The sequence below is a fragment of the Pseudomonas sp. Tn43 genome, assembly GCF_014192635.1.
Lineage (GTDB): Bacteria > Pseudomonadota > Gammaproteobacteria > Pseudomonadales > Pseudomonadaceae > Aquipseudomonas.
The window spans coordinates 45,642-72,080 of sequence record NZ_JACHYG010000001.1 but is presented as its reverse complement, the minus strand read 5'-3'; the positions used below and the strand labels follow the sequence as shown (position 1 = coordinate 72,080).

Annotated in this window: 23 protein-coding genes; 13 read left to right on the top strand and 10 right to left on the bottom strand. The window is 58.1% G+C overall.

Translation table 11 applies throughout. The features are described 5' to 3' along the window. Positions 1–15 precede the first annotated feature (15 nt). Positions 16–1,257: an MFS transporter gene (locus tag FHW68_RS00335; protein WP_183678049.1), complete on the bottom strand. Its 1,242-nt coding sequence runs from the start codon at positions 1,255–1,257 to the stop codon at positions 16–18. 506 nt (positions 1,258–1,763) lie between these two features. Between FHW68_RS00335 and FHW68_RS00330 the strand changes: the two genes are divergently transcribed. Then, complete coding sequence (locus tag FHW68_RS00330; protein ID WP_007901365.1) at positions 1,764–1,952, top strand: hypothetical protein; 189 nt, start codon at positions 1,764–1,766, stop codon at positions 1,950–1,952. A 19-nt stretch (positions 1,953–1,971) separates the two neighbouring features. Here FHW68_RS00330 and FHW68_RS00325 read toward each other — a convergent pair whose 3' ends face one another. Then, positions 1,972–2,343, bottom strand: a complete 372-nt coding sequence (locus FHW68_RS00325; RefSeq protein WP_095631427.1) for a fe2+ zn2+ uptake regulation protein — start codon at positions 2,341–2,343, stop codon at positions 1,972–1,974. A 234-nt stretch (positions 2,344–2,577) separates the two neighbouring features. On the opposite strand from FHW68_RS00325, the gene FHW68_RS00320 reads away from it, so the two are divergent. Then, positions 2,578–4,914, top strand: a complete 2,337-nt coding sequence (locus tag FHW68_RS00320; protein ID WP_183678047.1) for an acylase — start codon at positions 2,578–2,580, stop codon at positions 4,912–4,914. A 54-nt stretch (positions 4,915–4,968) separates the two neighbouring features. On the opposite strand, the gene FHW68_RS00315 is transcribed toward FHW68_RS00320, so the two are convergent. Both FHW68_RS00315 and FHW68_RS00310 read right to left on the bottom strand, forming a co-directional pair. Further along, positions 4,969–5,970 carry a FecR family protein gene (locus FHW68_RS00315; protein ID WP_095631425.1) on the bottom strand — a complete coding sequence of 334 codons (1,002 nt, stop codon included), beginning with the start codon at positions 5,968–5,970 and terminating at the stop codon, positions 4,969–4,971. Between the two features lie 248 nt (positions 5,971–6,218). Then, a complete protein-coding gene (locus tag FHW68_RS00310; RefSeq protein WP_183678044.1) occupies positions 6,219–11,030 on the bottom strand; it encodes a dermonecrotic toxin domain-containing protein in 4,812 nt (1,603 codons plus the stop codon). A 267-nt stretch (positions 11,031–11,297) separates the two neighbouring features. Between FHW68_RS00310 and FHW68_RS00305 the strand changes: the two genes are divergently transcribed. Continuing rightward, on the top strand, positions 11,298–12,338 hold the full coding sequence (locus tag FHW68_RS00305; RefSeq protein ID WP_183678042.1) for an Ldh family oxidoreductase: 1,041 nt from the start codon (positions 11,298–11,300) through the stop codon (positions 12,336–12,338). Between the two features lie 101 nt (positions 12,339–12,439). On the opposite strand, the gene FHW68_RS00300 is transcribed toward FHW68_RS00305, so the two are convergent. Then, positions 12,440–12,757, bottom strand: coding sequence for a YqjD family protein (locus FHW68_RS00300; protein WP_095631422.1), 318 nt, complete (start codon positions 12,755–12,757; stop codon positions 12,440–12,442). A gap of 166 nt (positions 12,758–12,923) precedes the next feature. On the opposite strand from FHW68_RS00300, the gene FHW68_RS00295 reads away from it, so the two are divergent. Beyond that, a complete protein-coding gene (locus FHW68_RS00295; protein WP_095631421.1) occupies positions 12,924–13,175 on the top strand; it encodes a hypothetical protein in 252 nt (83 codons plus the stop codon). Between the two features lie 87 nt (positions 13,176–13,262). Here FHW68_RS00295 and FHW68_RS00290 read toward each other — a convergent pair whose 3' ends face one another. Beyond that, positions 13,263–14,204, bottom strand: coding sequence for a LysR family transcriptional regulator (locus FHW68_RS00290; protein WP_183678040.1), 942 nt, complete (start codon positions 14,202–14,204; stop codon positions 13,263–13,265). A gap of 84 nt (positions 14,205–14,288) precedes the next feature. Between FHW68_RS00290 and FHW68_RS00285 the strand changes: the two genes are divergently transcribed. Continuing rightward, on the top strand, positions 14,289–15,212 hold the full coding sequence (locus FHW68_RS00285) for a carbon-nitrogen hydrolase family protein (protein ID WP_183678038.1): 924 nt from the start codon (positions 14,289–14,291) through the stop codon (positions 15,210–15,212). A gap of 67 nt (positions 15,213–15,279) precedes the next feature. Then, on the top strand, positions 15,280–16,857 hold the full coding sequence (locus FHW68_RS00280) for an alkaline phosphatase D family protein (protein ID WP_095631418.1): 1,578 nt from the start codon (positions 15,280–15,282) through the stop codon (positions 16,855–16,857). 3 nt (positions 16,858–16,860) lie between these two features. On the opposite strand, the gene FHW68_RS00275 is transcribed toward FHW68_RS00280, so the two are convergent. Next, a complete protein-coding gene (locus FHW68_RS00275; RefSeq protein WP_095631417.1) occupies positions 16,861–17,334 on the bottom strand; it encodes an LEA type 2 family protein in 474 nt (157 codons plus the stop codon). A 123-nt stretch (positions 17,335–17,457) separates the two neighbouring features. After that, complete coding sequence (locus FHW68_RS00270; protein ID WP_095631416.1) at positions 17,458–18,351, bottom strand: LysR family transcriptional regulator; 894 nt, start codon at positions 18,349–18,351, stop codon at positions 17,458–17,460. Positions 18,352–18,452: 101 nt separating this feature from the next. Between FHW68_RS00270 and FHW68_RS00265 the strand changes: the two genes are divergently transcribed. The 7 genes from FHW68_RS00265 to FHW68_RS00235 all read left to right on the top strand — a co-directional run bounded on the left by FHW68_RS00265 (position 18,453) and on the right by FHW68_RS00235 (position 24,183). Next, a complete protein-coding gene (locus FHW68_RS00265; protein WP_183678036.1) occupies positions 18,453–19,544 on the top strand; it encodes a polyamine ABC transporter substrate-binding protein in 1,092 nt (363 codons plus the stop codon). Between the two features lie 21 nt (positions 19,545–19,565). Beyond that, positions 19,566–20,525 (top strand): agmatinase, encoded by a 960-nt coding sequence (speB, locus tag FHW68_RS00260; RefSeq protein ID WP_095631414.1) that lies wholly within the window; start codon positions 19,566–19,568, stop codon positions 20,523–20,525. Positions 20,526–20,685: 160 nt separating this feature from the next. Beyond that, entirely contained in the window at positions 20,686–21,402 is a 717-nt protein-coding gene (locus tag FHW68_RS00255) for a YafY family protein (RefSeq protein ID WP_183678034.1), read from the top strand. A 52-nt stretch (positions 21,403–21,454) separates the two neighbouring features. Further along, positions 21,455–21,796, top strand: coding sequence for a nuclear transport factor 2 family protein (locus FHW68_RS00250; RefSeq protein WP_007897370.1), 342 nt, complete (start codon positions 21,455–21,457; stop codon positions 21,794–21,796). Between the two features lie 71 nt (positions 21,797–21,867). Then, the gene (gene zapE / locus FHW68_RS00245; RefSeq protein ID WP_183678032.1) at positions 21,868–22,986 is read left to right on the top strand and encodes a cell division protein ZapE; all 1,119 of its coding nucleotides are present in this window, start codon (positions 21,868–21,870) and stop codon (positions 22,984–22,986) included. An 18-nt stretch (positions 22,987–23,004) separates the two neighbouring features. Beyond that, a complete protein-coding gene (locus FHW68_RS00240; RefSeq protein WP_183678030.1) occupies positions 23,005–23,586 on the top strand; it encodes a DinB family protein in 582 nt (193 codons plus the stop codon). Positions 23,587–23,691: 105 nt separating this feature from the next. Then, on the top strand, positions 23,692–24,183 hold the full coding sequence (locus tag FHW68_RS00235; RefSeq protein ID WP_095631752.1) for a GNAT family N-acetyltransferase: 492 nt from the start codon (positions 23,692–23,694) through the stop codon (positions 24,181–24,183). A gap of 99 nt (positions 24,184–24,282) precedes the next feature. Here FHW68_RS00235 and FHW68_RS00230 read toward each other — a convergent pair whose 3' ends face one another. After that, complete coding sequence (locus FHW68_RS00230) at positions 24,283–26,028, bottom strand: phosphoethanolamine transferase CptA (RefSeq protein WP_183678028.1); 1,746 nt, start codon at positions 26,026–26,028, stop codon at positions 24,283–24,285. A gap of 200 nt (positions 26,029–26,228) precedes the next feature. Further along, positions 26,229–26,411, bottom strand: a complete 183-nt coding sequence (locus FHW68_RS00225; RefSeq protein WP_008069248.1) for a DUF6026 family protein — start codon at positions 26,409–26,411, stop codon at positions 26,229–26,231. Positions 26,412–26,439: the final 28 nt, after the last annotated feature.

The window sequence follows — 26,439 nt, the reverse complement described above, 5'->3', positions numbered from 1 at the left end:
ACCTACTGATTGGTGTCAGATCGCAAGCGGGATGCGAGAACGACGCAGAAACAATTTCAAGGGCGCCAGGCACAGTAGCCCCATGAGACAGGCCATCAGAGCGAAGGCCTCAAGGCTGTCACCGGCACCCAGGGCCGCGATAATCGAGCCGCCACCACCCATGACAGCAATGGAGATCATGCCGATCGCGGCTGAGACCAGCCCTTTACTGTCATCGCTGGAAAACAGCGCGAGCCGGTACAGCGCGGCGTTGCTCATGCCAAGACCGATGGCGTACAGCGACAAGCAACTGACCAGCAGGAGCGTCGAAGCACCGGTGAAAGTGATGGCGGCCAATGCGATTAGCCCACCGCAAAACGGCCACAGCGCGTATCGAATCAGTTGGGGCAGTTCAGTGTTGGCAATCAAACGGTTAAGTATCAGATTGCCGAGAATGACCGCCGCGAACACCGGGATCTGCCACAGGCCGTACTGCAAGGTGGAAAGTCCCTGGTTCTGGATCAACAGGAGTGGTGCCAGCCCGATCCAGGCAATCAACGGCAGGCTCATCAGTCCCAAGGCGATGCTGGCGCGCAGGAATTGAGTATTGGTGAGCAAAGCGGTGTAGCGGCGCACCGTGCCACCCCATTCAAAGGGGACGGCAGCCAGTCGTTGACCGTCCTGACGCAAAGTGCCCACCGTTTCCGGCATATACCAATAAAGCCCTAGCCAGACCATCGCGCCGCCGACCCCTAATGCAAAAAACAGCTCCCGCCAGGAGAGCCATTCCAGCATCAGACTGCCGAGCAAAGGACCTAGCAGCGGAGAGAGCAGTGCCACGTTGCCCAGCAATGCCATGATCTTTACAGCGTCGGCTTCACAGAAGACTTCTTGCAGGGCTGGATAACTGACCGCGATGACAAATCCCAATCCCATGCCCTGAATCAGGCGTAAACCATTGAAGACAAAGATGCTCTGCACGTAAAACGCCGCAGCGCAGGCTAGAGCGAATGCCGCACAGCCGATGAGCAGTATCTTGCGACGCCCGAAATGATCGGACAGTGGACCGATAAACCACTGCAATAGAATGCCCCCGGCCAAATAAAGATTAAAGGCGTAGGGAACATGACTCGCGGGGGCATTCAGTTGATGGGTTACGGTCAACATGGCCGGCATGATCATATCGCTAGCCATATACGTCAGAAGTTCAAAAAGAGTGATTGCAAGGCAGAAACCAAGTAGGCGAGGCGAACTTATATCTATTAACGGTTTATGCATGATGTTCCTGTGGTGCCGGTAAGTTGGTAGGGCGGCAGAACAAGAATATCCATGGCTCATGACGAATTTCATGTGCTTATTTGGGGCAAAAAGTTTCAGTGTTTTTCGTGTTGTGTCGAGTTTGGAGTTTCAGAGAAAACAGATTGTAAGTTTGTAATAAATTCCCGGTTTATTCAGAATTGTCCTACACAAAAAATGCCTGTTATAAAACCGGCATTTGTAAGAGGCTCCCAGGACAGATTTTCGATCCATAAATAATTCGTTTATGCAGCAGCCATAACCGCGATCGCTATGCGAAAACGTTGCAGCCACTCAATGTCAAGGGAGCAGCCGACAGAGATTCGGCGAGATCTCCAAAATTCTCTTGGTTATCGCCGTAATGAAGTCAAATCGTGTCATCGGCTGTAACATAAGACCTCCTTTGCGGCCCCCATTCTCACGAATCGGTAGTGGCTTGACAGGCAATGGATACACATCGGATACATTTTTTGGTTCAGGAACCCGCAATGACCCAGTCGCAACGTTTGAAATACTCGATTCTGATTTCCCTGGTGGTACTGGGGATCATGTTCGGCCTTTCCTGGCTGCAAAATGCAGGGATCATTACAGAGCAGCTGTTCCAATACATCGCCATTGGCGTGGCGGTGCTCGTGGTGGTGATCAATGGCGTGATGCGTCGCAAGGTCAAGCCTTGAGCGACGCTCCCTGGCCGGATTACTCGCTATTCAGGACGGCGGCAGCCTGTGGATGCAGGCTGTAGCTTTTGTCTGGATTGAGGGTGATCACGCCTTCACCGCACAAGCGTTTCAATACTTCACGGACACTGAGAAAGGACAGGGGAATGTCCAGGTTCAGCAAGTGACTGTGCACGCCACGCACCCCCAGGCTGCGGTTGCTTTGCGCGGCCGTCAGCAAGGCGTCGATGACTTTCAAGCGAATCAGGCTGGTTCGCAGGCCAAAGCTCTTGAGCAGAAACTTGATCCGTTCGTTGCCGTGGCGTTCGGCGGGTTGATTGAAAACGCCCAAGCCAGGGTTGCTGGCTTTTGGCGCATGGCTACCGTCCATTGGCAATTGCCGGTTGTACATGCAAAAACTCCTTTTCAGAGCATGATCATGAAAAATGTGATGGGCGCTCTCAATCAATAAGACGAACGAGCAGGCAAATAATGAAGCCCCCTATGTAGAAAATTTGTCGCCAGCACGTCAGCGGCCCGTGAGCCGGGCGTGAAGACCGCCCTCAACGGCTTAAATTTTTGCTGGTTGCTTCGTTTCAGGAGAAGGCGCATTGCGTGTCATACGTCTTTTCGATCAGGAGCGAGCGTGATTATTTCCAGGCAGTTAACCAGGTTGAGCCTTGCGGGTGTGTTGCTGGGGCTGAGTCTTGCGGCGAACGCGCGCAGCCAGCCAGAGCAGGCGACGGCCGAGATTCGTCGAACCAGTTTTGGCGTGCCGCATATTCGTGCCGACAACGAGCGCGGCCTCGGCTACGGCATTGGCTATGCCTACGCTCAGGACAATCTGTGCCTGCTGGCCAATGAGATCGTCACCGTCAATGGCGAGCGCTCACGGTATTTCGGCCCGGATCAGTCTACGGTCGAAGAGCGAGGGAACCTGGCCAGCGATGTGTTTTTCAACTGGCTGAATACACCGCAGGCAGTCGCCGCTTTCTGGCAGGCGCAAACGCCTGAAATTCATGAACTCATCGATGGTTATGTGGCCGGTTACAACCGTTCGCTGACAGAACGTCGGGCCCAGGGTTTGCCTCAGCAATGCGCGGGAGAATGGGTGCGCGCGATCACTGCGCAGGATCTGGTCAAGCTGACCCGGCGCTTGTTGGTCGAAGGCGGCGTGGGTCAGTTTGCCGAAGCATTGGCCGGCGCTACTGCGCCGAAAAGCGTGGCCCATTCGGCGGGCGAGCCGGAGTCTTTCCAGCTGGCAGACTCACGCATGCAACGTTTCGCTCTGGATCGCGGCAGTAACGCCGTGGCGGTCGGCAGCGAACGTTCGTTCAACGGCCGCGGGATGTTGCTGGCCAATCCGCATTTTCCCTGGGTTGGCGGGATGCGTTTCTATCAGATGCACCTGACCATTCCCGGCAAACTGGATGTCATGGGCGCCGCGTTGCCTGGCCTGCCCATGATCAATATTGGTTTCAACCAGCACCTGGCGTGGACCCACACGGTGGATTCGTCCAAGCATTTCACGCTGTACCGTTTGCAACTCGATCCCAAGGATCCGACCCGTTACCTGCTGGATGGCAAATCCTTGCCGATGAAAAAGCAGACACTGGCGGTGAACGTGAAGCAAGCCGATGGCCAGATCCGGCAGATTTCCCATGTGGTCTACAGCTCGCAATTCGGCCCGATTGTGCAATGGCCCGGCAAGCTCGACTGGGACAACCGGTTCGCCTATAGCCTGCGCGATGCCAATCTGGAGAACGACCGGGTCTTGCAACAGTGGTATGCGATGAACCGTGCTGGCAGCCTCAAGGATTTTCAGGCATCGGTGCACAAGATTCAGGGGATTCCGTGGGTCAATACCCTGGCGGTGGACGATCAGGGACAGACGCTTTACATGAACCTGTCGGTGGTGCCGAACGTCAATGCCGACAAGCTGGCCAAATGCAGCGATCCACGGGCCGGATTACGAATGATCCTGCTCGACGGTTCCAACAGCGACTGTGCCTGGGACATCGACCCGCAGGCTGCGCAAAAAGGTATTTATGCGGCAGACACGTTGCCGCAACTGTTGCGTAAAGACTTTGTGCAGCATTCCAACGATTCGGCCTGGATGGCCAACCCGGCACAACCGCTCACCGGTTTCTCGCCGCTGATCAGTCAGGACAATCAGCCATTGGGGCTGCGCTCGCGCTTTGCACTGGAACGCCTGGGAAGTTTGAACACTGTCGCTGCGGCAGATCTGCAACACATGGTGATGGACGATCAGGTGTATCAGGCGACCCAAGTGATGCCGGACCTGCTGCAATTCTGCGCCGCGGATCCTGGCGCCGATGCGCCGACGCTTACGCCGTTGTGTGCCAGCCTCAAGGTTTGGGATCGCCGGGTGAATCTGGACAGTGGGCTGGGCTTTGTGCATTTTCAAAATATCATGGAGCCATTGCAGAAAATCCCCGGCATCTGGCGTGTCCCGTTCGATCCGAAAGATGCGCAGCACACACCACGTGGCCTGGCCATTGACCGGCCGGACGTCGCCACAGCGGTTCGGGCGGCGATGCTGGCCTCGGTAGAACAGGTAAAAAGCCTTGGACTGAAGGCCGATAGCCGCTGGGGTGATATCCAGGTGGTCAGCAGTGGCGGGCAGCAAACGCCCATTCACGGCGGGCCGGGCACGCTGGGTGTGTATAACGCGATCCAGAGCGTGCCGGGAGCTGACGGCAAACGCGAAGTTGTCAGTGGCACCAGCTATTTGCAAGTGGTGACTTTCGATGACAAGGGGCCCCAGGCCCAGGGCTTATTGGCGTTCTCGTTGTCCAGTGACCCGGCATCCAAGTACTCCCGGGACCAGACACTGGCCTTCTCCAAGAAGCAGTTGAGTGTGTTGCCGTTCACCGAGCAGCAGATCACGTCCGATCCGCAATACCAGGTCCAGACGATTCGCGAGCAGGATGAAAAAGCAGGGAAGATCGCCGCGCAGTAGTCGCGATCGCGTTTGAATAAAAGTGAAGGCCGCATCCCGAAAGGGTGGCGGCCTTCAGCTTTTTGGGACTTGTTGCGGAATCGAATTGACGACCGGATTGCCGTCCTTGTTGCGGGTCAGGTACACCGGCAGCACCTTGGGCAACGAGGCCACCAGACTATTGAGTTCTTTGATGTTGTAGATACCGCCGAGGCGAATCGAGCCGGTGCTGTGATCCGCGATCATGACAGGCTTGTTCAGATAACGATTGATCAGGGGCAGGGCATCGCTCAGCGTCAGATCATCGAGCACCAGTTTGCCGCTGCGCCACGCCAGCGAATGGTCATCGGCGGAGACCTGGCTGATTTGCGGCGTAAAGTCGCCGTATCGATAACGTGCCTGCATGGCAGGTTCAAGACGTGAACCTTCGCCGGGCAGGGCACTGTTGCTGGTCACCAGCACGGACCCTTCGATCAGGTTCACGCGTACCTGGTCTTCATACTTCCAGACATTGAATCGGGTACCGGTGACGCGAATGCTGCCATCGGCTGCCTTGACTATGAATGGATGCTGCAGGTCATGACTGACGCTGAAGAAGGCTTCGCCTTTTTTCAACGTGACACGACGCTGATCCTTGTAATTGCTGAACGTCAGTTCAGTGCCCAGATTCAGTTCCACCTGACTGCCATCGCCCAATGTAACCTGACGAACATTATCGGTCGCCTCGAAATGCTGATAGGCATTGGGCAGCCAGCCTAGGTTCCATCCGGTATAGGCCGCCAGCGGTAACGCCAAGGCGCAGACAGTGGCGGCAATGCCGAAAGTGCGCCAAGGCGTTGTCGGTTTGAGGCGAACCGTCGGCGCGCAGGATTGGGGACGAGGCAAATCGCCCGCAACCTCCCAGATTTCCAGCATGGCTTGGTATTCGAACGCGTGCAGAGGATGGGCATCATGCCATTGCTCGAACGCCTGACGCTCTTCAGCCGTGCAGTCGATGGCATGCAAACGCATGCACCAGTGCGCAGCGGCATCGGTGATGGCGTCGTATTGAACTTGGGAGAGAGAGTGGTCGGTCATTGACTCATCCTGATTTCCTGCATTCTAACCTTGAGGGGAAGTCTGCGAGAACAACCGTCATGGCATTTGCCCATCAAAGTACAACTTATTTTCACGTGGGCGCCTGAAAACCGGGTGCCGCCGCCCTGGCAGTATCCATACAGGGCGTGAAAAAATGGTCAACATCTCCGACTGGCTATCCCGGACCGTAGCAGCTGTCGAGCCTGAGCGAGGCTGCGTTCGGGCTCGGCAGCTGCTACGTCCGGACATCAAGCCGTGGGCGAGACCGGCACCGGATCCAGCTGTCGACCCATTTCACAGATCAAGTGAGCGATCGAGTCGGCATTGCGCAAAATGGTGTCGGCTCGCAGGCCCACATTTCGTGGATTCAGGAACGCGTTGCGGGCTTCCTCCATGGTTTTGCAGCCCGTCGTTCTGAGGATGTCCTTACCCACGTGTTCCAACCCTTCGATCGAATCCAGATTGATCCACGACTGCTCGATTTCGCTCCAGTGGGCAAACAGTTCTTCCCTGGGGGTGGCCAATGACAGTGCCTGTCGCTGGAAGTCCTGTTGTCTGTGCTTGGTTGCAGTACCGAAGCCGGTCACTGTGGCGATGAGATCGGTGAACGGACGCCTCGCCTCAAGCGAGGCAATATCCACGGTATTCGAAAAAAGATGGGAGAACTCATGAATCAACGTAGCGGCCCGGGCGTGGTCGTTGACGTTGAAAGGCTCAGTCAGGCAGGACTTGTACCAATCGAGCTGTGGATCAAAAAAAAGCTCCGTGAAATGCACACGCTGCTGTGCATCGTTATGCACCACAAAAGCGATCGTGCCACTCATTCCGTATCGGCTTGAACCGACTACAAAACGCTCGGTATTCATAAAGTCTACCGTGGGATCCACCAGCGCTTTGCAAATGGGCACGATGACGGTTTTTATTTTGTTCAGGAGGCTGGCGTCGAGGTCCTTGGCATCAAAAAAAACTTTAAGGAAAGTATTCAGCCGTGTACCCGGCGTCAGGTGTTTGAGTTGTGCCAGGTTATGCAAGCTGTTAAACGCATAGAAACGGGCCATGTCGATCGCTTGCGTGATCATCCGCGCTTTTCCCGGGTATTTTGTCCGGATATCTTCCATGCCCCGGGCTTCGACGTTCAAAGTCTCTCTGACCACCAGGCTGGTAGCGATTTGGTTGTGCATTTTTGACAGGGCTTTACCGTAATGAATCGTGTGGACGTCCGGATCGACCACCCACTGCTGACCGGCAGCTGCCATCAATGCTGGACCTTGGCGTTGATCCTTGGTCATGCGCCAGACTGGCCCGGTTTTGGCAACGGGATAGACCTTTCCCTCGACCGGGGCGTATGTGCGATTGTTGACTGAATCCAGGTATGTGCCATCGGCGCTGTTCTTCTTCAGGTTCTTTAATGCAACGTCCGAGCTCTCGAAAGGCTGCAATAGCGTGCGCGCCGGTGCCGTCGGTTTCACTTGCGACCATGGCGGGGCGACCACCGGGCTGACAACCGGTGCAGCGTCGGAAGTTGCTTGCTCAGTGGCCGAAGCCTCTAGCGACAACCTGCCCACCGTCACCATCTGCGCGGCCCCGTCAATAAACGCCTGCAAAGCCCGTTTCCAGTGGTGATCCTGCAGCGCTTGGGCAGAGTTCTTGAAGTCCTTGTAGCTTTGCCACAGAAACTGCCCATAGGCGAGCTTGCCCGGCAATACACCGGCGATCAGCTTGATGCCAGCGCTGAACAGGTTTTTGGCGGTTTGCCAATCGGCCTGACCGTTGATTTGGGAATGGCTACCGAGCATCGTCGATAAAAGCCCCATGTTATCGCTGAACAACTGTACAAGCAGGTTGCCGCCGATGGGGGAGGACGCGAGGCTGATTTCGCTTGGCTGTCCGACGGTGGACTTGAACAGGTTGCCGAACAGGTACCGCTGATTTTCGGGGAGCCGCCGAATGATCAGATTTTGCAGTGCCCCTGGTGTATTGATCGCTGAGATAACGTTGGCCTCGCTCTCAAACTCGGAAAATACCGAGGCCGAATGATAAGGCGCATACAGGATTTGCGGCCCGTCATGCCCGGCACCAGGACCGATCAGGTACAGGCCCAGGGTTTTGACGGCCGCGGCGCCTGCGGTCTTGATCAATTCCAGCGGCCTGACGATAGCGTGGGCACCGGCTACCGCCATGCGGGCCATGGCGTCCGGCATGTCGAATACCTGCAGGATCAAATCGAAAGCGCGGGCGGAAAGATGTTGCTGCAGTTTCAGCGCGTGAGCGTGTTGCAGCAATTGCCACGGTAATTGTCGAATGTAGCGTTGCTTTCGTTTGTCGGCATCGGTACCGGCCCTGGTCAATGCGTCTGTCACCCGCTTTACATAATCGCTCTGGATATTCAGTGACTGTATGAGCTGGCGCACGGCATCCTGATTCAACCGATCGGGCAGCGTCCGGGAAATGCTCGACGCTATTTTGAACCCGATACCTTGAGCCACGCTCGCAGGATTCAGAGCACACTCGGTGAGGCTGCGCGAGGGGCCGGCCAGGGTCAGGTCGGGTGTGATTCTGATGTGATCAGGGTCAAGCTGCGCTCCGGGGAATCGACTGCCGAGCAATGACGCCAATCGCTCATGCACGTACGACCTCAGGGGCTGGATCCCATGCAAGTAGTCTTTGTCATCGGTGACGCTGTTGCGATATTGCTCCAGCAATTCAATGTGCAGCTGTTGTTCTTCGACTGGGGCCATGGCGAGCCATGCAGGCAGAGACTGCTGTCGAGTGATGGCTTGCGAGATCAATTTGCCCCTGCGCAAATTGGTGTCGATGACTTTTTGCGTCATCTTTTGCAAGGCTTTGACCTGTTGCATGTCACTCAGTTTAAGGCTGCGCAGGTGTTCGCAACGGGCCAGGAAGTGATCAATGGCGGATTGCGCAAGGTGCCGCAAGACGTTGCCCTCAATCAGTCGCAGCGAATTGAGCGTATAGCGCTGGTGGAAGGTGTGCTGGGCAGGGGAGAGGTTTTCCAGCAGTTCCAGGCGTCTGTTGGCGTCGAGCAAGCGCCGGTTCAATTCCATCGTTGCGTTGCTCACCGTCGCGAAGACTTCCAGCCCCGCTGCCGGTGTCCACAGAATCGCCCGCCCCGAATGCCGGACATCGAGCCCGCCACGCTCGGTCAACAGCAGGCAATTGGCCAAGGGCCGCACATCGTTCTGCCCGGAACAGTCCAGGATCAGCGAATAGGCGTCAGGCCTGAAACCGTTGAGGGCGAGGCGGGTTTTTCGATCGGGTTGATCCGGGTTGAGTGCCGTCTCGACAATGGCCCGGTCGGCGCTGCGTAGCGTTGCGTTGAGCGCTCTAAGGCTGGCTTCCCCGCGTATTCCCACGGCCAATGCGTGGGCCAGCCGGGGTTTGAGTTTCTCCAGATAAACGCGCTGAAACGCCAGCGAGGCAATCGGCTGAGACGCGAATTCCGTGCTGATCAGCGATTCGACATCGTTGAAGGTTTTTACGAACGCTGCTGCCGTGTCCGCCAACACCATGGAGGGTCGTTGGTTGCCGGATAATACCGGCCGGGTACTCCAGCGTCCCTGAGCATCCAGCAACAGCAATTGCTCGCTGATCATGGCGCGTATATCCAGCGCCTTGTCGAACAAGGCATGGAGGTCCACGGTACCGTCGCTGTGACGAAAAACCTGCAGCACGTATTCAATATTTTGCAGTTGCTTGGTGATGATCGCCTCAAACAGCGTCTTGAATATCGACCCTGAAATCACTTCGCCGGAGACCTGCGGGTGGCTGAAGCCGATGAACCGGTTACGTTCATCCAGACCCAGAAGACCGTAGAGTTCGTCTTCGTGGCCTGCGGCGCTGAATTTGCTGAGCAAGGTATCTTTGAGGTCCTGATAGTCCTTCAACACCTGGAGTCCTTGCGTCGGCGTATATAGAAAGGCATTGGCGTGATCAATCATCAGTGCGCCCGCCAGTTCGACATAATTGGCCGCGTGTTCCCAAAGTCGCACCGTCTCGGTCTTGAGTGGCAAGGAAGCACCCGCCGTTGGCTGAATCAATGAGTGCAAGGCCAGGCTCTGTTCAGGGCTGATGATGCCAGCCTCGCGTTTGAGCAGGCATTCTGCGCGCGCCTTTTCAAGAATTGCCCGACCGAAAAAAGCGCGACGGGATGCACCGTCGGCTGCCGCATTATCCCAATAGTGCTGCAGTTTTGTGCCAAGAAGGCTTCCCAGTTTGCTGGCAACGGTCTTTACCGCGGTTTCCCAGTGGTATTGGTCGGTGGTCGCCGGTTGTTTGTCTGGGTGGGAGTATTCCTGAAGTTGCCCGGTCGGCCATCGCTGATGACGGTAATACGACAGCACCGCCTCGCTCAGGGACAGGGAGTTGATCCAGCGTCGGGAGGCGGCATTGTTGTCGTGGGCTGGTGCAACAGCGTAGATGTTAAGCCGCGTCTGGCTTTGATCAAGGCTCGGGAATGGCGACTGCAAACACTCATCGAGCAATGTGTCGAGCAACGAAGTGAGTGTTGGCAATTTGATCAACTCCTCCAGCATGGCTTGCTCGTTCATGCGCTGGTTATGGGCGATGACGGTGCGCTGGTCTTCGAATATGTCGCCTTCGATGGCTTGAAAGCTCACTTGAACGGAGGTCGCGGCTGCCAACGTTTTACGCGCGGACAACGACATGAAGGCCAGCAGGTCGTCGTCCTCGGTCGCACTGTAAAGTTGACGTTCAAGTTGTTCGGTCAAGGCTGTGCGGCTGTCGAATTTTTTTATGCCGGCGTATGGGGTGTAGAGAATTTCACCGCGGTCATCCGGAGTGAGGCTCAACACGAAGCTGCCGGCCAGGGGAGTGGGGTCAAGAGCATCTGACTTCAGCAGGATTTTTTCGGCAAACATCGGCGGGGTCTGTTGACTGCGTAATGCCTGGCTGGCCAGTTCCAGATGACTGAACCATTCGAAATCCTTGCGCGTCAGCCCGTGGGTTTTACCCAGATCATTCCAGTGGCCGGGCGAGTGCAAGGCCTCGGGGAAAAACAGTGGAGCGGGGGGTGTGGGCATCGTCGAGTCTCGTTCAGGGCGCGGTTGAATGCGCCAGTGGATTGAGGCTCAAGACTAAAAGTCGCGGCTGAGTCGACGGTGGTAGATAGTTACCGCATGGCTGCCCGATATTTATGCAAGCATGCGCCAAAGCGTTTTTTCGGCTCAATCGGTTCTGATCAGATGCACCCTTTCAAGCGAAGGGTTGACAGGCTGCTCGTTGCCCGTTGTTAATCGGTTGGTTTTCGTACGCTGTTGCCCCCTCCAATAATTACTCTGGAGCTTCAGATGTCTGCGTCTCACGATCATGTATCTACTGCGGTTTCGTCAAACGTGTCCTTCGAAGCGCTGACGGCGTTGCTCGAGCAAATCTTCCTGCGCCACGGCACCTCAGCCGATGTCGCCAGAACCCTGGCCCTCAACTGCGCCGGTGCCGAGCGCGACGGGGCTCACAGCCACGGTGTATTCCGCATTCCCGGTTACGTATCAACATTACAAAGTGGTTGGGTCAATGGTCAGGCGGTGCCGGTGGTCGAGGACGTGGCTTCGGGCTTTGTCCGGGTCGACGCCGGGAATGGTTTCGCCCAACCGGCGCTCGCGGCGGCGCGGCCATTGCTGGTCGAAAAAGCCCGCAGTGCCGGCATCGCGGTGCTGGCCATTCGTAATTCCCACCATTTCGCTGCCTTGTGGCCGGACGTCGAACCGTTTGCCGATGAAGGGCTGGTGGCGCTGAGCGTGGTCAACAGCATGACCTGCGTGGTGCCACACGGTGCCGATCGTCCGCTGTTCGGGACCAACCCGATTGCCTTCGCCGCGCCCCGGGCCGACGGTGCTCCGATCGTCTTCGACCTGGCGACCAGCGCCATCGCCCATGGCGATGTACAGATCGCTGCCCGCAAAGGCGAGCGTTTGCCAGTGGGAATGGGGGTGGACAGCCTCGGTCAGCCGACCCAGGACCCGAAAGCGATTCTCGAGGGCGGCGCCTTGCTGCCGTTTGGCGGGCACAAGGGCTCGGCGCTGTCGATGATGGTGGAGTTGTTGGCGGCGGCGTTGACGGGGGGCAATTTTTCTTTCGAGTTCGACTGGTCGAACCATCCGGGGGCGAAAACACCCTGGACGGGGCAACTGCTGATCGTTATCGACCCGAGCAAATCAGCGGGGCAGAATTTTGCCGAGCGCAGCCAGGAACTGGTCCGGCAGATGCACGGTGTGGGGCTCAAGCGCTTACCGGGTGATCGACGTCACGGGCAGCGCGCCAAAGCCAAGGTCGAAGGCATTGCGCTTGATGCCCAGACGCTGGCAAATCTGCGGGAACTGGCCGGGCTCTGAGAGGAGCAGTGTTTTTTGTAGGAGCCAGGCTTGCCGGCGAAGGCGATCTCAAGTCCGCCTTCGCCGGCAAGCCTGGCTCCTACAGGTTCGGTGTTTCCCAATTAACGCCGGCCTAACAACAACCCCACCACCAAACCGAATCCGGCGCAGATGGCCACGGTTTGCCAGGGATGGCCACCGATGTAGATTTCACTGGCCTCGACCGCAGGCCTGGTCCGGTCACGCATACTGGCGACTGAACCCCGTGCCTGTTTCAGTTTCTGGGCGATTTGCCCACGAAGGGTTTCCGCTTCTTCACCGACCAGTGAAGCACTGCTCTTGAGCAGTTTTTCCGACTCTTCGATCAGGGCTTGAAGTTCGCTGAAGACCTGATCCTTGATTTGATCCTCGGCGACTTGATCGATGATTTTGCGGGCCATTAGAGTACTCCTTGCAGATAAATGGGCAGTGAACAATGGAGTCTGGCGCTATGGCAAAAGTTGCAGTCATTTTGCCTGGCGACTCCACCCTGAAGAAAAATCCAGGGCAGGACATTTCCTCCTACAGTGTAAGATGTCGCCTATTTTATGCAGCAGGTAATCCTCCATGAGCTTCAATCTGGCCGACAAACCCCTTGCCGAGCGCGCGGCGCTTGAAGATGAAAAATCCCGTCTGTTCGAACTCTGGCAAAACAACCTGGGTAAATCCAAGGGCGAAGCCGCACGGTTGTTCGCTGAGCGTGCCAAGCGCAAAGGCAAGTGGGCCGAATGGGTGCGCGCCGAACTCGACGGCATGTCGCCCCCGGAATTCGCGAATATGGTACGCAGCGAAGTCAATCGCCTGATGGCCGCTAAATAAGCTTCCAGACACCCTTCCCCTGTAGGAGCTGCCGCAGGCTGCGATCTTCTGATCTTGCTCTATTGCCGGTGTCGAAACCGCCAAAACTCAAAAGATCGCAGGCTTCGCCAGCTCCTGCCTTTGGGAAAAGGTCGCGATGATCGCCTCGCGCACTTTCAACACCACCGGATCGAGCTGCGTGCTGGTGCGCCAGCCCAGCTCGATCGGATAGCGTGGCAGCGCCAACGGGCAGGGCAGCAGCGCCAATCCGCTGAGCGTGGCGATACTTCGAGCCGCATGGGCTGGAATGGTTGCCACGGCCTGACTGCCCTTGAGCAGATGCGGCAACGCGGCAAAGTGCGTGGTCGAGGCGCATACCCGCCGGCTCAGACCCAACGCCGCCAGGCCTTCATCGGTAATCCCGATAAAACCGCCCGATGACACCAGAATGTGCTCGCGGGCGATGAACGCCTCAAGGCTGAGAGTCTCTTGGCCCTCGGCCAGGCTGAGGGGGTCGACCAGGCACAGATAATCCCCTTCACCCAGCACCTGACGACTGAGCAAACGTTCGGCAAACCCGCCCGCCGTGATCGCCAGATCGATGCTGCGTTCCATCAAGGCCCGGGCGACGATCTGGCTGTGGGTCTGACGAAAGATCAGCCGCAGTTTCGGTGCGCGTTCCGCGATCTCTTCAATCAATCGTCGCCCGTAGGCGATTTCGAAATCATCCGATAAACCCACCGTCACCGAACGTCCGTCGTAATGATTCGCCGCCGGATCGACCATCGCCAGGCTCTGGCGGCATTTGTTCAGCGCATCGCTGACCACCGGTTTCAACTGATTGGCCTTGAGCGTTGGCGCAAGACCTCGGCCAGTGCGCACAAACAATTGATCGCCATAAACCTGGCGCAATCGGCGCAACGCCGCGCTGACCGCCGATTGCGTCACGCCCAGACGTAAGGCGGCACGGCTGGCGCTGGACTCCTCATGCAGGGCTTCGAAGACTTTGAGCAGATTGAGATCGACGGTGGCGATATTCATTTGGTTCATATCATTTAGCAGTGAGTCGGGCTTTATTCATGATCCTGTGGCGCCGGACAATGAGCAACACCTCATTACTGACGGAGTCTTCAGATGCCCAAGTCCATTGTTGCTGCCCTGCAAATCGGTGCCTTGCCCGGCGGCAAGGCTGAAACCCTCGATCAAATCCTCTGCTGGGAAACCGCCATTACCGAATCCGGCGCCGCGCTGGTGGTCATGCCGGAAGCGTTGCTTGGCGGGTATCCCAAGGGCGAGGGTTTCGGCACGCAACTCGGCTATCGACTGCCGGAAGGCCGTGAAGCGTTTGCGCGGTATTTCGACAACGCCATCGATGTGCCCGGTGCCGAGACTGAAGCCTTGGCCGGATTGGCCTCACGCACGGGCGCCAACCTCGTGATCGGGGTGATCGAACGGGCGGGCAGCACCTTATATTGCACCGCGTTGTATTTCGATCCGCTGGCCGGGCTGGTCGCCAAGCACCGCAAATTGATGCCCACCGGCACCGAACGGCTGATCTGGGGCAAGGGCGATGGCTCGACCTTGCCGGTGATTGACAGCCAGGTCGGGCGAATAGGCGCCGTGGTGTGCTGGGAAAACATGATGCCGCTGCTGCGCACCGCGATGTACGCCAAAGGTGTGGAGGTCTGGTGCGCGCCGACGGTGGACGAGCGGGAAATGTGGCAGGTCAGCATGCGTCACATCGCCCATGAAGGACGCTGCTTTGTGATCAGCGCCTGTCAGGTCCAGGCTTCACCGCAAGCCTTGGGCGTGGACATCGCCAACTGGCCGGCGCAACGCCCGCTGATTGCTGGCGGCAGCGTGATTGTCGGGCCCATGGGCGACATTCTCGCCGGGCCGCTGCGTGACGAGGCGGGTTTGCTGTGTGCCGAAATCGTTACTGACGACCTGATCCGCGCCCGTTATGACTACGATGTGGTCGGGCACTACGCGCGCCCGGACGTCTTTGAATTGACGGTGGATGAGCGGGCCAAACCGGGCGTGCGGTTCAATACGTAAACCTGAGGGGGCGTGATTGTCGTCTAGTCTCTAGGCATTCACACACCTGTCAACGGATGGACTGTCCATGAGTTTGTTACTCGGCCCGATTCTGCAATTTCGTGGCGTCAACAGTAATGTCTATAACGTGTCGGCGTTAGTGGTTTTGCCCTTGGGCGCGTCATCACCCAGCGTAAAAGTACCCGGCGGTGTCACTGGCGGCAAACCGTTGGCCATCGCCGATATCCCGTTGCTCAGTCCTCAGTTCCGTGTCTGGCGCATCGATTTCAAAGCGCTGCAAGACCAGGCGGTTGCCAGCACTTACACGATCAGGATAGAGGACGCGCAGGCCAATTTCGTCGTTCCGGCCGAGGGCCAGTCACCGCGCCTGGCCTATGTGTCGTGCAACGGCTTTTCGAACCCCAGGGACATGGAGAAGGTAGACAGGAATCATGAGCGCTGGGAGCACATGTGGGGGGCTCATCAAAGCAAGCCCTATCACCTGTTGTTGATGGGGGGCGATCAGGTTTACAGCGACGATATGCGCAGCAATATATCGTCGATGAAAACATGGTTTGCCAAACCCTTCGCCGAACGGCAAAAGGCGGTCTACAGCAAAGTGATCGAAGCCGATCTGGACAAGTTCTTCGCCAGACTTTACCTGGAGCGCTGGAAGCAGCCTGAGGTCGCGAAATTGCTCAGCGCCGTGCCGACGGTGATGATGTGGGATGACCATGACATCATCGATGGCTGGGGTTCCTACGATGAGATACTGCATTCAAGCCCGGTGTTCCAGGGGCTGTTTGCCACGGCCAAACGCTATTTCAGGATTTTCCAGCAGCAACTGATCCAGACTCATCCTCACCTCAAACCATCGGCCGATACCCATCCCTGTGCAATACCCGACACCGCTGACGGCTTTCACTTGGGGTTCACCGGCCTGGGTGAGTTGGCATTGCTGGTTCCCGACTTGCGCAGCGAGCGTGCGCCGGATCTGACCACTGCGCCGGCCGGGCGAACCCGGATCATTTCACCCGCCAGTTGGGATGCAATTTATGCCTGGCTGGGCAAGGTCAAGGCGCACAAGCACTTGCTGCTGATGTCGAGTATTCCCGTGGGTTACCTCGATTTGCAGGCGGCCGAAAAGGCGCTGGACCTGATTTCGGGGCAGCAGGAGCTCGAGGACGATTTGCGCGACCATTGGCGAAGCCCGCCCCACCGGGACGAACGCAAGCGGTTGATCATGCGACTGCTGGATTTCGCCCATGCCGAGTCATGCAAGGTCACGCTGGTGTCCGGTGATGTACATGTGGCGGGGGCCTGCGTGATCGAATCGACGTTATCCCGTCATCGCTACGATGGTTCGGGATTGATCTACCAATTGATTTCGACCGGGGTCGTGCATCCTGCGCCACCGGTGTTGGCGGTGCAATTTCTGGAGTCCATTGGCAAGCACCAGGAACAGATCGACTACGGCATCACCGGAACCATGTTGCCCATCGGTTCACGGGGACGTTACCTGATCGCCGCTCGAAACTGGCTGGCGATAGAGCCGGATGATGACAGCACCGGGCAAGGTCGGCTGTGGGCCAACTGGCATGTAGAAGGCCTCAAACATTGTGTGACCCAGGTGATCGATCCGGTCAAGCCGCGAGCTGAGCCGTGAACATTACCAGGTGTCGGTAGTCGGCCCCGGCAGGCGGAGTTTGCCGCGATCAACGAAACGCATCGTGCCGAACACGCCGCCAGCCAGTTTGCCCCGAAGCACGTAAGGCAGATTGTTCAGTGTCTGTGTCTGACCCAGGCCGAGGGTCTGACGCAGCACCGAGAAAGCCGAAACGCTCACCGGCACCACCATCACCGCTTCGGAAAAACGTGGGATCGAGCCTGACTGGTCGCTGACACCGGAGGCGAGGGATTGACCGTTCACCTCCAGATTCAGGGCCACGCCGTTGTAGTCGATCGCCGTTTCATTGGGGTTCTGCACGCGCAGTTTTACCGCGAAACGCACTTCCAGTTCCTGACTTGGCAGCGGCTCGATACCAACCACGTTGATGTTCAGCGGGTCGTGTTGGGGGAACAGGGCGCAGGCGCTCAGGGAGAGCAACAGGAGGGACAGAGACAGGGCGAACAATCTGCGCATGGACAGGTTCTCGTAAAGAAAAAGGGCCGAACAAGTTCAAAAGATCGCAGCCTTCGGCAGGTTCCTGCATAGGTTTACTCTGTAAAAGCTGTCGAGTGCAATGAGGCTGCGTTCTTTTGATCGTCAAGCAAACGCCGCAAGCAGATCCTCCTCAAAAGCTTTTTGCGCATCCCCCGGCACCTGCGCGCGATGGCGGGCCAGACGGAACGCCACCTCGAAACTCATATCGCCTTGGCGTATAGCGCGCAGCAACCCTTTGCTTTCCCAGCTACGGGCGAAGTGATCAGGCAAGTAACCAACGTGCTTGCCGGAAAGAATAAAGGCGAGGGTGCCTTCGACCTGCTCGGAACGGGCCGAACACATCTTCCCCTGAAATGGCTCGTCGCTGCGCAGGAAGCGGTAAGGGTGATCGACCCGGTCGCAGGCCTGAAGCGCTTGATCGTCAGGTGCCTGATCGGTGAACAGTGGATGCCCCGGGGCGCAGTACAAGTGCTGGGTTTCAGTGAACAGTTCGCGGTAGTCAAAAGCGCTCTGGGCCTGTGAGAAATAGCCGATCGCCAGGTCCAGCCGTTGTTGCAGCAACAGCCGTTCCATTTCACCGGGCATGGCGCTGATCAACTCGATACGCACCGATTCATCGCGTTCGCGAAAGCGCCGGATCGCCTCGGCAACCCGTTGCAACACTGACTGATCGAGCGCTTCGGACAAGCCCAGGCGCACTTCGCCGATCAAGCGTCCGGCCACACCGTTGGATTGATGACGGAACGCTTCAATCGACTCGAACAGGGCGCGAATGGCAAGGAGCAGTTGTTCGCCCTTGGGAGTGATTTTGAATCCGCCCTTGCCGCGACTGCACAGCCGATAACCGAGCCGGGTTTCGAGCCTCGCCATCTGCTGACTGATGCTCGATTGACTCAGCCCCAACTCCCCTTGAGCCGCGCTGAAACCACCGCATTCCACCACGCTGACAAACAGGCGCAACAGGTGCAGGTCGAGGTCATGAACTTGACCGAGCATCAAACATTACTCCGCAATAAAGTCAGGATAACTAACTTGGTATTTTTCCAATGTAACTGAGGACGCATCCTGCAACCACTTCCTCCGGTCAGGTGTTTGTCATGGCTGCGCTCATCAAGCTGTGTTTACCCGCACTGTTCCTCGCCATGGCCGTGCCGGCCCAGGCAGAGGAAAAAGTCCTCAATCTCTACAGTTGGGCCGATTACGTCGCCCCTGAGACCTTGCAACGGTTCGAAAAGGAAACCGGTATCCACGTGCGCTACGACACGTTCGATGCGCCGCAAGTGCTGGAAACCAAACTGCTCACCGGCGGCAGCGGTTACGACGTGGTGGTGCCGTCGTCCAGCGTTCTGGCCCGTGGGCTGGCGGCGGGCGCGTTGCAGGAAATTGCTCACGATGGCCTCAAGGGTTACGCCAACCTAGACCCGGACATGCTGGAAAAACTGGCGGCGGTCGACCCCGGCAATCGTTATGGCGTGCCTTATACCTGGGGCACCCTTGGGCTGGGGATGAATGTCGAAGCTGTGCAGCAGCGCTTGCCCAACGTGTCCCTCAACAGCCTGGACTTGCTGTTCAAACCTGAATACGCCAGCAAGCTGAAAGACTGCGGCATTGCGATTCTCGATTCGCCGCAAGAGGTGATCGGCCTGGCGTTGCACTATCTGGGTAAAGATCCCTACAGCACCGACAAGGCTGATCTGACAGCCGCCGACACGCTGTTGCGTCAGTTACAGCCGTCGGTGCTGTACGTCGCCACTGGCCGGCAGATCAACGATCTGGCCAATGGTAGCGTCTGCCTGGCATTGACCTACAACGGCGACGCGAGCATGGCCGCCGATCAGGCGCGCAAGGCCGACAAACCGTTCGAGGTGGCCTACCGCATTCCGCGGGAGGGCACGCTGGTGTGGCAAGACAACCTGGCGATTCCCAAGGATGCGCCGCACCCCGAAGCCGCCCAGGCCTTCATCGAATTCATGTTGCGCCCCGAATCCGTTGCCGCACTGACCAATACGCTGTTCTTCGCCACGGCCAATCGGGCGGCGACGCCGTTGGTGGATGAGGCCGTGCGCAGCGATCCCGACATCTATCCACCGAGCGAGGTGCGGGACCGGTTGTACGCCGACCGCAGCATGAGCCTCAAGGACATGCGTCAGCGCACCCGCCTGTGGACCACTTTCCGTAGCCGCCAATAAGACAACAATAAGGAACACACCATGGACGTCCCTGCACAGAACGATCAGGCCATGACCCGCGACAGTCTTTACGGGACTGCCGCCGAGAGCACCTACGCCGGTATCACCAGTTTCATGCGCCGTCGCTACAGTCGCGACTTGCGCGGCGTCGATGTGGTGGTCAGCGGTGTGCCGTTCGACACTGCCACCAGCCACCGCCCCGGCGCGCGTTTCGGACCGCGCGGCATTCGGACGGCTTCCACCGGGATCGCCTGGGAGCGCCATTGGCCGTGGACGTTCGACCCGTTCGATCACCTGGCGGTGATTGATTACGGCGATTGCGCCTTCGATTACGGCACGCCGCAGTCGGTGCCGGACAGCATCGAAGCCCATGCCGAGCACATCCTGAGCGGTGGTTGCGCGATGCTGACGTTTGGTGGCGATCACTTCATCAGTTATCCGCTGCTCAAGGCTCATGCCCGTCAGCATGGCCCGTTGTCATTGATTCACTTCGACGCCCATAGCGACACCTGGCCGGATGAGGAGGGCAAGCGTGTCGATCACGGCACGATGTTCTGGCATGCGGCCAAAGAAGGCTGGGTGGATCCGTCGCGCTCGGTGCAGATCGGGTTGCGCACCACCAATGACGATCATCAAGGCTTTCAAGTACTGGATGCGCGGCAGGTGCATCGGCAAGGGTGCGAAGCGATCGTCGAGGCAATTCGTGCGCGGGTCGGTGATCATCCGGTGTATCTGACCTTCGACATCGACTGCCTCGACCCGGCCTTCGCGCCGGGCACCGGAACGCCAGTGTGCGGCGGTTTGAGCACACTCCAGGCGCTGGAGATTCTCGGCGGGTTGCGCGGGATCAACCTGGTGGGCATGGACGTGGTGGAAGTGGCACCAGCCTACGACAGCGCGGACATTACCTCACTGGCAGCGGCGACATTGGCGATGGAGATGCTGTGTTTGTATGCGGCCAGGCACAAGGTCGATCGGTAGTTTTGATTCAGCGATTGCCGTGTGAGTTGGGCTCGACACAAACCCTGTAGGAGCGAGGCTTGCCCGCGAAGCTTTTCAGGCCGACCAATCGCTCCTGCCAGTTTCTGACAACAGCCTCTGCTAATCTGCGACGACTTATCAGGAATAGAGCCTGCCGACCGTGTCGCGAACCAGTCGTTTACTGACCTTGTTACAAGTACTGCGGGGCAAGAGTCGTCCGGTGACGGCGGCGACATTGGCCAGCGAACTGGAGATTTCCGAACGCACGCTGTACCGCGACATCGCGGAACTCACTGCGCTCGGCGCGCCGATCTTTGGCGGGGCGGGGATCGGCTATGTATTGCGCAGCGGTCTGTTCCTGCCGCCCTTGATGCTCAATGCCGATGAGACCGAAGCCATCGTGCTCGGGTTGCGCTACGTGGATCAGCGTGGCGATGAGGTATTGGGCAAAGCCGCTGCCGATGCCCTGGCCAAAATCGCCGCGGTACTCGACCCCACCGCCCAGGAGGCTTTGCGCAACCCGACGGTGCTGCCGGGGCCGCCGGGTTATGGCTATCCGCAAAATGCCGTGCCTTTGAATGTGTTTCGCCAAGCCATCCGCGATCAGGCCAAGCTGCACATCGACTACGCGGACGCCAATCAAGTGCCGAGTCAGCGGCTGATCTGGCCACTGGCCCTGGGCTTTCTCAACGAAGTGCGGATCATCGTCGCCTGGTGTGAATTGCGCAGTGCCTACCGCACGTTTCGCACCGACCGGATTTCCTCCGCCAACGAGCAGGGCCAACGCTATCCGGGGCGGCGTAGCGACCTGCTGCGCACCTGGCGCAAGCAGATGCAACTCGACGAAACAGGGCGCTTCACTCCTGACAAGAATTGACAGAGGCTTGTTTTAGCATGGCTCCAGAATCAACTCACAAGGAGCCGTAAACATGTCCAATCCAGCCTCTTCACTGGCCCCCGCCATCGCCGCTTACATTGCCGCTGCCAATGCTCGCGACACGTCGAGGGTTGCCAGTTTCTTCGCTGAGGATGCCAATGTGTTCGATGAGGGGCAGCATCAAGTCGGCACGCAAGCCATCGCCCAATGGATGCAAGACACCGCACAACGCTATCAGCCCCGGGTCGAGGTGCTGGACGTTCAGCTGCGCACCGGCAAAGTGCTGGTGCACAACCTGATCTCCGGTACCTTTCCCGGCAGCCCGCTGGAACTGCGCTACATGTTCCGCCTCAATGAACAGGGCAAGATTGCCCGGCTGGACATCTCGCTGTAACCGCAGGCCTGCCGAAGCGGGCTCTACGGCCCAGGCTTCACCAGCAGCCGAAGAAACGTATACTGCCGCGCATGAATGTCGACTCTCCCTTAAGCGCCTGGCAACACGCCATCGAACAGAAGGGCTTCGTCCAGGACGAAGCTCAGGAACATGCTGTGTGGGCGCTGCAAAAATGCCATGAAGCCTTGCACGAAAACCGCGCGCCCGTCACCGGCGTGTACCTTTGGGGCCCCGTTGGGCGGGGCAAGACCTGGTTGATGGATCAGTTCTATCAAAACCTGCGCGTCCCGGCCCGACGTCAGCACTTTCATCATTTCATGGGCTGGGTGCATCAGCGCTCCTTTCAATTGACCGGCACCGCCGACCCATTGAAAGCGCTGGCCCGGGAGCTGAGCCAGGAAGTGCGCGTGCTGTGTTTCGATGAACTGTTCGTCAACGACATCGGTGACGCGATCATCCTCGGGCGTTTGTTTCAGGTGATGTTCGAGCAAGGCGTGGTGGTGGTCTGCACCTCCAATCAACCGCCGGATCAGCTGTACGCAGATGGCTTCAATCGCGAGCGGCTCCTGCCAGCTATTGCTGCAATCAAGCAGCATATGCAGGTGATAGCGGTGGATGGCGGGGCAGATCATCGCTTGCACCCTGGCCCCGGCCTGCAGCGTTACTGGGTGAACGTAGCGGGGCAGCCCGGCGCGCTGAGCGAGGTGTTCAAAGCCTTGACCGCTGGCCAGTCGCTGTCCGGTGAGGCGGTCAATGTCGGTTTCCGTTCGGTCAGCGTCATGCAGGCCAGTCAAACGGTGCTCTGGTGCCGTTATTCCGAACTCTGCGAGCAGCCATTTGCCGCGATGGACTTCATGGCCCTGTGCGACACCTTCAGCGCTATTCTGCTGAGCGACGTGCCCAACCTCAGCGCGCAAAAACGCGAAGGGCGCATCGCTCGCGGCACTGAAGACGGGGTCGAACGGGTGGCGGCGGGTGATCGCGAGTTGCCGCAGTTGTCGGTGCATGACGACGGCGTGCGCCGGTTCATCGCCCTGGTGGACGAATGCTACGACCGCAAGGTACCGCTGTACCTCGAGGCGCAGGTGCCGATGGAGGCGCTGTACACCGAGGGCTATCTGGCGTTTCCGTTTCGCCGCACCCTTAGTCGTCTTCAGGAAATGCAGCTACAACGTTACGCTGAGGCTTGATATCCGTGAGGAGCGAACATGAATCAGCCCTTGTCCCACCATTTGCTGACCATGGCCTATCAGAACGCCTGGGCCAATCATCGACTGGCCAAGGCCTGGCTTCAGCTAAGCCCGGCCGAACTGGCGGCGCCGCGAGTCAGTTTCTTTCCCAGCCTCAGCGCGACCCTCAATCACATCCTGACCTGTGACTGGTTTTATGTGGACGCACTGGAGCGGGAGTTGCGCGGTGACGAACCGCACCCCGATTGCTACGTCTTTTTCAACGAAGATGAACCGTTCACCCACGGTACCGATCTCAAGCGCGAACAAGCGCTTGTGGACCGTCGACTGATCGCCTACTGCGAGCAATTGCGCGACGCAGACCTCGGACGGCTCGTGACCATCGCGCGCGACACCCCGCAACATGACAGCCGTTTGCGCATGCTGTCCCATTTGTTCGAGCATCAGATTCATCATCGCGGGCAGGTTCACGCGATGCTCAGTGGCACCCGGGTCAAGCCGCCGCAACTGGACGAGTTTTTCTGTGCCGGTGAGGCAAAACTGAGGGCTGAGGATTTTGCCGAGTTGGGATGGACCGAGGCATTGATCTGGGGCGTTTGACAGAGAACAGGATCCGGTTGTCGGCGCCCCGGCTCTCAGGATAAGGTCGACAGACCTTTCAGTGCGCAAGAAGCGAGCTGGGGTAACTTGGTGATTGAGGTGGAAATGGAATCCGCAGAAATTCTTGTGCTTCAAGCCAGCTATACCAACCCGGTGCATGCCGAGGCGATTTGCCTGGTATTGAATCACTACGCCGAAGATCCGATGGGCGGCGGTCATCCGCTACCCGCCGATAGATTGCAACAATTGCCGGGGGAGCTGGCCAAACGTCCTCATGCTTTCAGCGTACTGGCGTTTGTCGGCGGCGAGCCCGCAGGGTTGGTCAACTGTTTTGAAGGTTTTTCGACCTTCGCCTGCAGACCGTTGGTGAATGTGCACGATGTGGCGGTTGTATCGAAGTTTCGCGGGTTGGGGCTGAGCCAGAAGATGTTGCACAAAGTCGAAGACATCGCGCGCCAGCGCGGTTGCTGCAAAATTACCCTGGAGGTTCTGGAAGGTAACGCGGTGGCTCAAGCCGCTTACGGCAAATTCGGTTTCTCGCCCGGCATGTTCGACCCGGCGCACGGGCGGATGCTGTTCTGGATCAAAGCGCTTTAATTCGCAGTCCTGATGAACCGCTTTTTGTAGGAGCCAGGCTTGCCGGCGAAGGCGTCTTTAAGTGCGCCTTCGTCGGCAAGCCTGGTTCCTACAAAAGAATTACTGCTGAACGACTGTCGGCGAGACAGCCGCGCCCTTGGGCTTCATCAGGCTGAAGTCGATCAGTGGCCGCTGCTTGCGAGCATAAGGGTCGCCGATCATCAATGGCCGAGGCTTGAAGCTGTCGCTGACCAGGCTTTTGCTGCGGTCCAGTTCATCGAAGCTCAGGCCTGCCAGATCTGCCCAGGTGTGAATCAATTGAGAACTGCTGTATGGCCGGCTCAGGTCACCGGCGAAACTCCAGTCATGGGTTTCGCGCCATTTCGGCGAAGCCCAGGCCATGAACGGAATGGTGTACATCGGTGCCGTTGGTTTGCTCTCGTTGCGGCCCAGGGTTTTGTGACCGACCGAATCGAAGACGTCTTCGCCATGGTCGGAAAGGTACAGCAGGAAGCCGTTCGGATCAGACTTGGCGAAATCCTTGATCAGGCTCGACACCACGAAGTCGTTGTACAGCACTGCGTTGTCATAGCTGTTGTAGGTCGGCACCTGATCGTCACGCACACCGTCCGGAACGCCTTGGCGGTCAGTGAACTTGTTGAATGTCGGCGGGTAACGGTACTGGTAGCTCATGTGCGTGCCGAGCAAATGCACAACGATCAGCTTGCGTGGCGCCGCATCAGCCAAAGCCTTGTTGAACGGCTCGATCACGTCGCCGTCGTACTGGGCGGCGTTCTGGTTGCGGTTGTTGTTCAGGTACACCTGCTCGTCCGCCTGCTCGGAGAAGGTCGTGAGCATGGTGTTGCGCTTGGTCATGGTCTGCTGGTTGGTTATCCAGAAGGTCTTGTAACCCGCCTGCTTCATCATGCTCACCACCGACGGTGTGGACAGATAAAGGTCGGGGTTTTCCTCGTCGGCAAACGTCAGTACCTGCTGCAACGCTTCGATGGTGTAGGGGCGCGGGGTAATGACGTTATCGAAAACCGCCAGTTGATCCTTCAGCTTGTCCAGTTCGGGGGTAGTTTGCCGAGGGTAGCCGTACAGGCTCATGCGCTGACGGTTGGTGGATTCACCGAGCACCAGCACCAAGGTCGCCGGCTGATTGGTCATCGAATCGGTGAGGTTCTTGAGCGGTGGAATTTTGCTGGTGCTGTCGAGCATGGCTTGCATGCCGGCCAACGTGTCGAGGTAACGGTGATAGGCCACGGCCATTTGCCACGGCACCGCGGGCTCGATACGGGTTTCGAACTTCTCGAAGCCGCCCGCCAGGCTACCGGCGCGCAACGTATGCTTGATCATCGGGTAACCGACCACCGCCAGCAGAATCGCTGTCGCCGCGACCAGGGCCTGGCCACGTGGCAGGTAGACCGGACGCAAGCGGGTCCAGAGGAAATAGGCGAACGCGGTGTGGGCGAGGAATGCGGCCACCATCCACCAGGCAAAATACTGGGTCATGTACTCGCCGGCTTCAGACACGTTCGATTCGAACATGATGAAGATGACGCTCTGGGAAAATTCTTGCTGATAGATGAAGAAATAACCGAGGCTGGCCATCGAACAGGCCCACAGCACCACGCCGATCAGCGCAGCCATCACGCGTGTTTGCCTAGGGAATAGCAGCATCGGCGCGAGCCAGATGGCGCTCATCACAAAGGCCTGGCGGAAACCGGCAAAACCGGAGGTGCCCGTCAGTTGGATCAGTAGTTGGGTGATACCTGAAAAATACCAGAAGAACAGAAATAACCACAGAAATCCTGTCCAATCAAAACCTTTCGCAGACGTTTCGCTGCGTTTAAACAAAGCCATTCAGCACTCCAGCCTGATAGTTACTTCAGTCGTCGGCACTCTCTTTGTTGCAGACGAACGGACGCCGCGCGGATACCGCGCGGCCACAATGGGCCGGAGTATCGACAAGAAGGTGTGAAAACTTTGTGAGTTGGCCGGTAGCTGGCAGGTTTGCAGCGAGTCGGAAACAGCAGCGGCTGCTTCCGATTCAAACGAGGGGGTCAGGCGTGGGGCGCGCGTTGGGTGACAGGCAAAGGTTGAGCCTGGTTACCCTGGGTCAGCAGACGCAATTGCGCGACTTCCCGTTTCAATTGGTCGCGTTCGTCTTTCAATTGGCGCAGTTCATCGCGACGGATCGTGACGTAAAGGGTTTGTGCTGGCAGTGCTGTGTGTACGGTGCCCATTGCTCACCTCGCAAATGGCTGTCTCAAC